General features: G+C 45.0%; 8 protein-coding genes and 1 rRNA gene. 6 read left to right on the top strand and 3 right to left on the bottom strand.

Annotation, left to right across the window (positions count from 1 at the left end; genetic code table 11):
• Positions 1–168: 168 nt before the first annotated feature.
• Positions 169–855: an N-acetylmuramoyl-L-alanine amidase family protein gene (locus M3202_RS21835; RefSeq protein ID WP_251225328.1), complete on the bottom strand. Its 687-nt coding sequence runs from the start codon at positions 853–855 to the stop codon at positions 169–171.
• A 227-nt stretch (positions 856–1,082) separates the two neighbouring features.
• Between M3202_RS21835 and M3202_RS21830 the strand changes: the two genes are divergently transcribed.
• From M3202_RS21830 to M3202_RS21820, 3 genes are all read left to right on the top strand, one after another.
• Complete coding sequence (locus M3202_RS21830) at positions 1,083–1,520, top strand: YbaK family protein (protein WP_251225327.1); 438 nt, start codon at positions 1,083–1,085, stop codon at positions 1,518–1,520.
• A 91-nt stretch (positions 1,521–1,611) separates the two neighbouring features.
• Complete coding sequence (cwlD, locus tag M3202_RS21825) at positions 1,612–2,334, top strand: N-acetylmuramoyl-L-alanine amidase CwlD (RefSeq protein WP_251225330.1); 723 nt, start codon at positions 1,612–1,614, stop codon at positions 2,332–2,334.
• Between the two features lie 71 nt (positions 2,335–2,405).
• Positions 2,406–3,461, top strand: coding sequence for an Mrp/NBP35 family ATP-binding protein (locus M3202_RS21820; protein WP_251225329.1), 1,056 nt, complete (start codon positions 2,406–2,408; stop codon positions 3,459–3,461).
• 174 nt (positions 3,462–3,635) lie between these two features.
• On the opposite strand, the gene gerD is transcribed toward M3202_RS21820, so the two are convergent.
• Positions 3,636–4,292, bottom strand: coding sequence for a spore germination lipoprotein GerD (gene gerD / locus M3202_RS21815; protein ID WP_251225326.1), 657 nt, complete (start codon positions 4,290–4,292; stop codon positions 3,636–3,638).
• A gap of 143 nt (positions 4,293–4,435) precedes the next feature.
• Between gerD and M3202_RS21810 the strand changes: the two genes are divergently transcribed.
• Positions 4,436–5,029 (top strand): KinB-signaling pathway activation protein, encoded by a 594-nt coding sequence (locus M3202_RS21810; protein ID WP_251225325.1) that lies wholly within the window; start codon positions 4,436–4,438, stop codon positions 5,027–5,029.
• 62 nt (positions 5,030–5,091) lie between these two features.
• Here the strand turns inward: M3202_RS21810 and pdaB are convergent, their stop codons facing one another.
• Positions 5,092–5,853, bottom strand: a complete 762-nt coding sequence (gene pdaB, locus M3202_RS21805; protein WP_251225324.1) for a polysaccharide deacetylase family sporulation protein PdaB — start codon at positions 5,851–5,853, stop codon at positions 5,092–5,094.
• 164 nt (positions 5,854–6,017) lie between these two features.
• Here pdaB and M3202_RS21800 point away from each other — a divergent pair, with 164 nt between their 5' ends.
• Together M3202_RS21800 and M3202_RS21795 are read left to right on the top strand one after the other, a co-directional pair.
• Complete coding sequence (locus M3202_RS21800) at positions 6,018–6,245, top strand: hypothetical protein (RefSeq protein WP_251225323.1); 228 nt, start codon at positions 6,018–6,020, stop codon at positions 6,243–6,245.
• A 295-nt stretch (positions 6,246–6,540) separates the two neighbouring features.
• A 16S ribosomal RNA gene (locus tag M3202_RS21795) occupies positions 6,541–6,617 on the top strand; the annotation flags it as partial.

Raw genomic sequence — 6,617 nt, 5'->3', positions numbered from 1 at the left:
AAGGGCTCAAGAGCGTACTGGAACGTTATGAAACCCTTCGTCAGACTTAACTGAAACCGCCGTATACGGATCCGTACGTACGGTGGTGTGAGAGGTCGGGGGTTAGTCGCCCCCTCCTACTCGATTTCAATGGAAGAGCAATCCGGGTAGAGGGAGAATTAAAAATATTCACGCCCCCTCTGCCGGGTAAAGAAGGAGGTACTCGTCAATCGCATGAACGAGTACGGAGACGATTTCATTTTGTGATTGTTCATCTGTTAATACGTGAAAATCCTCGCCGTTGCTAATATACCCTAACTCGACGATAATCGAGGGCATATCAAGGTGCTTCATTAAAAAGTAAGGATTGCCCCTTTGCGGATGTTTATCGATTTTGTAATAGTTGTTTAAGTGCTCCTGAACGATACGTGCGAGATGATAGCTTTTTCCACTTACCTGATAAATGATGAGAGGACCTCTCCGCTGTTTATGTTTAGACCAGTTAACATGCAGGCTGATAAATACTTTCGGCTTGAGCGCATCCGCAATTAATTTTCTCTGTCTTAAATCCCTCAGATGGCGGCGAAGATGGGGGAATGGACTGTCATCGCTTAAGGAATAATCGTCTAATCTCGTGATACCAACGTGATATGATTTTTGCTGCAGCTCCTTCATCAGCTTCCGTCCGAAGATCAAATTGAGATCCTTTTCCAACACACCATTTGCCGATGTCCCTCCATCAACGCCTCCATGCCCGACATCAATGACGACATCGTATGAATCAATAATAGAAGGATCGGCGCCAGCCGGGATGGGTGAAGAGAGGAAGAGCAGCAAAAGAACAGGGAGAAAAACCATGGTAAGCCATTTTTTCATACTATCAACACCTTTAGTCATCGTGAGAATATGGATACTATATTATCGATCATTTTTCGCAAAAATACCCCTTGAAAAAAGGATAAATACTTCCAAATCAGCAACCAGTTCACTGCTTTTTAGTAATGCCAGAGGGCCGTTTGGGCAATTTCAACAGCATTTCCACTGCATGTGCCGCTTAGCCGCGCCTCATACTAAAAAGAAAAAGCAATGGGAGTGGAGAAGGAATGACAGTTGTCACAACATTAGCAGAGAGACGTCGGGAGAAGCAGTGGAAATTTGAACGGAGCCTGTTACGAAAGTTATCATTAAAGGAAATAAAAGCTTCAGTGGAGGCCCAATTTAAAACGGTGGTACCTTTTTATTTTTTATCGCATCCATTTTTGGTCGACCCATGTATGGATATGGCGATTGATGCGTATTTGCTCGGGGCGGAATATGGACGCTTCGGCTATCTCGGTGAGTCCGAGGAAGAAGTGAAGCAGCGCTGTGAGGAGGAACTGATTGACATTACCCACGCGATCTTCACCCTGCTCCAAGGGTGGCTGCTTGATAATGAGTATGTGCTCGATTCTTTGAAGGTGGCAACGGAGAGCTTTGTCGATACATGGTGGAATCGCGGCTTTAAGGAAGCGGAGCGGCAGCATCGCCTGCGGCTTCACTAAGAAGGGCGCGCATCGGCTAAAATCACTTCATAATCTATTCTTTGTCCAAATATATATAGAACAGAAGGGACAAGGAGGGATGGGAGTGAATCTGAAAAAATGGATAAAAGGCTGCGCTTTTGCTGTGGCAGTCGTGAGCTTATTATTCATTATCCAATATCAATTTATTACAAATGACTCGTGGTCAACATGGAATCTTCCTTTATCAGGAAAAGTGATTGTCGTTGACCCGGGGCATGGGGGAGTGGATGGGGGCGCTGTGTCGCGCGCCGGTCTGCAGGAAAAGGATATCACCTTGCTTATTAGCGAGAAACTGCGTGACTATCTCCAGGAGGCAGGAGCGCTTGTACTGATGACGAGGGAGGAAGACCGTGACTTAGCTGGAGACGATACAAGGCAAATCCGGCAGCGGAAAGTCGAGGATTTGAAGCGGAGAGTGGAGATCATTAATGAGTCGGAAGCGGACTTGTTTGTCAGCCTTCATATGAATGCGATCCCGTCCCCGAAGTGGAGAGGAGCCCAGACTTTCTACAACCGTACTATTCCTGAAAATGAGGCAGTTGCCAAATTTGTTCAGGACGAAATCCGCCGCAACCTTGAAAATACGACGAGACAGGCGAAGCCGATTCATAATGTCTTTTTGTTAAAGCATGCGGAAATCCCGGGCTTGCTCGTTGAAGCTGGTTTTTTATCGAATCCGACAGAGGCGGAACTTCTTGAAACAGAGGATTATCAGGAGAAGGTGGCGGCCTCGATTTACCAGGGAATTATGCGTTTTTATACGAACGAGGAAGTCCCGGAGCAGGAAAACTGACTGCAAACGGATTCATCTGAAAGGGGAGTATGCTATACTAAGCATATATTGGAAAAAGGAAGGTGTCCGTATTGATAAATGAAGCAACAGTTATGGAAGCATTACAGCGGGTCAAAGATCGCGACCTTAATAAAAGCATTGTCGAGACGGGCGGTGTCCGGGAGGTTAGCATTAAAGAGGATGGACGGGTCAGTTTAAAGGTGGCTTTGGCTAAAACCGGAACAGCTGAACAAATGCAGATTCAACAGGAGATCGTCAATATTCTAAAGGGAGAAGGGGCGACGGCTGTTGGTCTGCGTTTTGATAATTTAACGGAAGATGAGATCAAGCAGCTTGGCGGACTAAAAGGAGCTGCTTTCCAAGGCCCTCCACTGCTTTCCCCAGATAATCAGACAACATTTATTGCAGTGACGAGCGGGAAAGGAGGGGTTGGAAAATCGACCGTTTCCGTTAATTTGGCGACAACCCTTGTCCGGCTGGGAAAAAGAGTCGGCATTATTGATGCAGATATTTATGGCTTTAGCGTACCGGATATGATGGGAATTGAGGCGCGTCCCCAAGTCATTGCAGATCGTATTTATCCTGTGGAGCGTTTTGGTGTTAAGGTCATCTCAATGGGCTTCTTTGTCGAGGATAATGCGCCTGTCATTTGGCGGGGACCGATGCTCGGTAAAATGCTGAACCAGTTTTTTAGCGAGGTTGAATGGGGAGAGCTGGACTATCTAATCCTTGATTTGCCGCCTGGTACCGGCGATGTAGCGCTTGATATTCATACGATGCTGCCGCATTCAAAGGAAATTTTGGTGACGACGCCTCATGCGACGGCTGCTTTTGTCGCAGCCCGGGCCGGATCGATGGCGATTAAGACGAATCATGAAATTATCGGGGTTATCGAGAATATGGCGTATTTTGAAAGTAAGCTGACCGGCGAAAAAGAATATGTATTCGGCAAAGGTGGCGGCGAACGTCTGAAGGATGAGCTGAAAACCGATTTGCTCGGTCAGATTCCTTTAGGCCAGCCAGAAATCGACAAAGAGGATTTTGCTCCTTCTATTTATCCGGCCGACCACCCGATTGGCGACATTTATACGCAAATTGCAAAACGGGTTATTGAAAAAACAACATAAAAGAGCCACCCGGTTTGTTTGGGACAAGTTCGAGCACCGCTCGCACACACGCCACAAGCCCGTTGTGAGAAACCCGCTCACAACGGGCTTTAAAAGATCGTGGCGGTTCCGCTCATTGCTTAGAGAGGCTGGGAAAAAGGTGAAAAACAACCTTTTGTCCCAGCCTCATAGGTTTTATGAAGAAGTGCCTCCGCCAGAGGCTCCTCCGCCTCCGCCTTCCTGACCGCCTTCTCCTCCTTGCTGTTCATTCTGCTGATTACCGCCCTCATCCTGCTTTTCCATTTGCTGTTCGGCAACCTTTGTTAAGATTTCATTTACCTTTGCGGTGAAGTACGGGCTTTCAAATGACTCAGACATAATGTTCATGACTTGCTGTCTGTATTCCTTCGATTTTAACGTTTCCAGGACGGCTCGTTCCATTTCCGGGTCCTGAAGAATTGTCATCATCATTCCCTGATATTCAGGATCTTTCATTAGCGCTTTTAACATTTTTTCATTTTCGGTCTGCATGCTTTCGGCAAACGTTTTAGCAAATTCAGGATCTTTCATCGTCTCCTGCCAAAACTTCTTACCCGCTTCAGAAGTTAGTGTCTCCTGGATGGCTTGCTTCACAAACGCATTATCCATCACAATCTCCTGACGCAGCTCTTCGTCATGCATCAATTCTTGAATGGCTGCTTTTCCTTCATCGGTTTTCAGCATATCCACCATCATTTTTTTTGTGTTTTCATAATCAGGACTGCTATTTCCACCATTCTCAGCCGCTGCACAACTCGTCAGGACCAGGGGGAGTAGCAGGCAACCTAAAAGAACATACATAATCCTTTTCATGCGTGCGGCTCCTTTCCGTTCTTTTGTCATTAATTTGAGACATTTCCACGCATTTTATGCATGCGTGTAACTGAACAACTGGCATTTTTAAAGCGAGCTTGTTACAATCATGAAAGGAATAGTGTAAATTGGAGGAAAAGCTTGTGAATAGTCGAAAAGTGGTTTATTTATTTTTTACCACTCTCATCATTGGAAGTGTCAGTGGAGCCATCGTGGGGTTTGCCTTTGACTATGAAATGTATCTGTCAGGGGGCGCGGCCAATTTGATTGTCGGGGTGATTTGGCTTTTAGGGATGAGTGCCGCTTTTTCGCTTATTAGCCAAATGGGCTTTTTTGCGTATTTAACGGTTCACCGCTTCGGTCTTGGCCTGTTTAAATCACATAAATTGTGGAACTATGTGCAAATTGTCCTGATTGCTTTCGTGCTGTTTGATTTGTTCTATTTTCGATATATCGCCTTTGCGGAGCCGGGAGAAACGATGTTTGGTTATATGATCATTCCTGTCCTGCTGCTTGTTTATGGTTTAGTGATTGCTTATTTAAAAGCACGTGGCACAAATCAAAGTGCCTTTATTCCGGCCTTATTTTTTATTGTGGTCGTCACGACGATTGAATGGGTTCCTGCCTTAACAGTGAATGATACGAAGTGGCTCTGGCTTTATTTTACGCCGCTCATTGTCGGAAATACATGGCAATTATTGATCCTTCACCGATTATCGGGCCAGCCCGCTTCATAAAAACGAAAAGCGGAATTTCAGAGAGTGGCAATCGCCCTTTGAGATTCCGCTTGTTTTATTGCTTAGTGGATTTCTTCATTTGTTGATTTCGTGTTTGCCATTAAGTCTTCGATGCTGCTGAAGGTGAAGCCTTTATCACGAAGCTGGTCAATAATAATCGGTAAGGCTTTGTGGGTTTGTTTAACAGAATCAGAGGCATGAAAGAGTAATACATCTCCAGACTCCGTATGCGGTACGACTGTTTCAACGATCGTCTCCACGCCGGGGTTCTGATAATCCTTGGAATCGATACTCCAATGCACGACACTGTAGCCCTGTCCTTCGGCGACGGTCAACACGCGCTTATCGAATGTTCCATTTGGAGGTCTGAGCAAGGTTGGCTTCTCTCCAATGATTTCACTCAACACATTTCCGCTACGGACGATATCCTTTCTAACCTGTTCATCATCCCAATTTGTATAATCCTTGTATTGATAGCCGTGGCTCCCGATGCTGTGTCCACGATCTTTGATTTCCTTCACTAAGTCCGGGTATTTCTCCGCCCACGACGCCGAGACAAAGAAGGTGGCATGATCCACCTGCTTCTGTTCAAGAATGTCGAGAATCGGTTTTACTCTGCTTTCCCCCCAACTGATATTAAAGGTTAAGGCAATCACCTGGTCATCGGTTTCTGCTTTATAAAAAGCTTGCGGCCCGTCCTCAGTAGAAAAAACCATAATATGAGAGCGCTCTACATATAACAAGCCCGCTGTAAATAAGGCTGCGATTACAATAAGGGATGCTTGCTTTAATCGCTTGGCGTGAACTACCCATACAAATCTCATTGGTTGTCCTCCTCTTCCTTGTTTATGAACAATGTATGCGGAAAGGGGGACAGGATATGAATAAAATGAGCCTCTATCGAAAATAATTTAGAAGATATCAGCAAAAGGTTGAAAAATGACCGTTGCTGTTCTGTTGAAAAGTCACAATTGTCGAGGTGGTAATGGTGTTAGGTCTTTTATTAAATCAAAAAGAAGCGCAAGAAGTGGAATATATGCTAAAGAGAGAGATGGAAGAAATATTATTGGATTTATCGGATCCGCGGATTGATGAGCTTGTGAAACGGGCGATGGAGGAGAAGTATCAAATTGTATTCAGCATTTATAAAAGGCTTGTCACGCCAAAGGAAAGCGTAAACTATCTTCTTCCCCGTACGAGGAAAAAAATGCAATAATTCATATAGAAAAATGATGTTGACACCGGATCAATAAACATGCTATATTATTGGAACCGCGCAAAGGGACAAGCCTTTTAAGGAAAATATAATTTTATTTTATGTTGACCTGTTTTGATCTTTGTGTTATATTAGAAAAGTCGCCAATGAGCGACGCGAGTTCTTTGAAAACTGAACAAAAGCCAAGCGAAAAAGGTGACGAATGTCACCATAAAAAAGTCAGCGGAGCCTGCACAGGATGCAGCGTGAAGCGACTGTCAATTTATTAACGTAAGAGCTTAATCAGCTCACCATTTTTATGGAGAGTTTGATCCTGGCTCAGGACGAACGCTGGCGGCGTGCCTAATACATGCAAGTCGAGCGGATGAACCT

The organism is Halalkalibacter oceani, from assembly GCF_023715605.1.
Lineage (GTDB): Bacteria > Bacillota > Bacilli > Bacillales > Bacillaceae_D > Halalkalibacter > Halalkalibacter oceani.
This window is presented reverse-complemented; position numbering and strand designations above follow the sequence as displayed.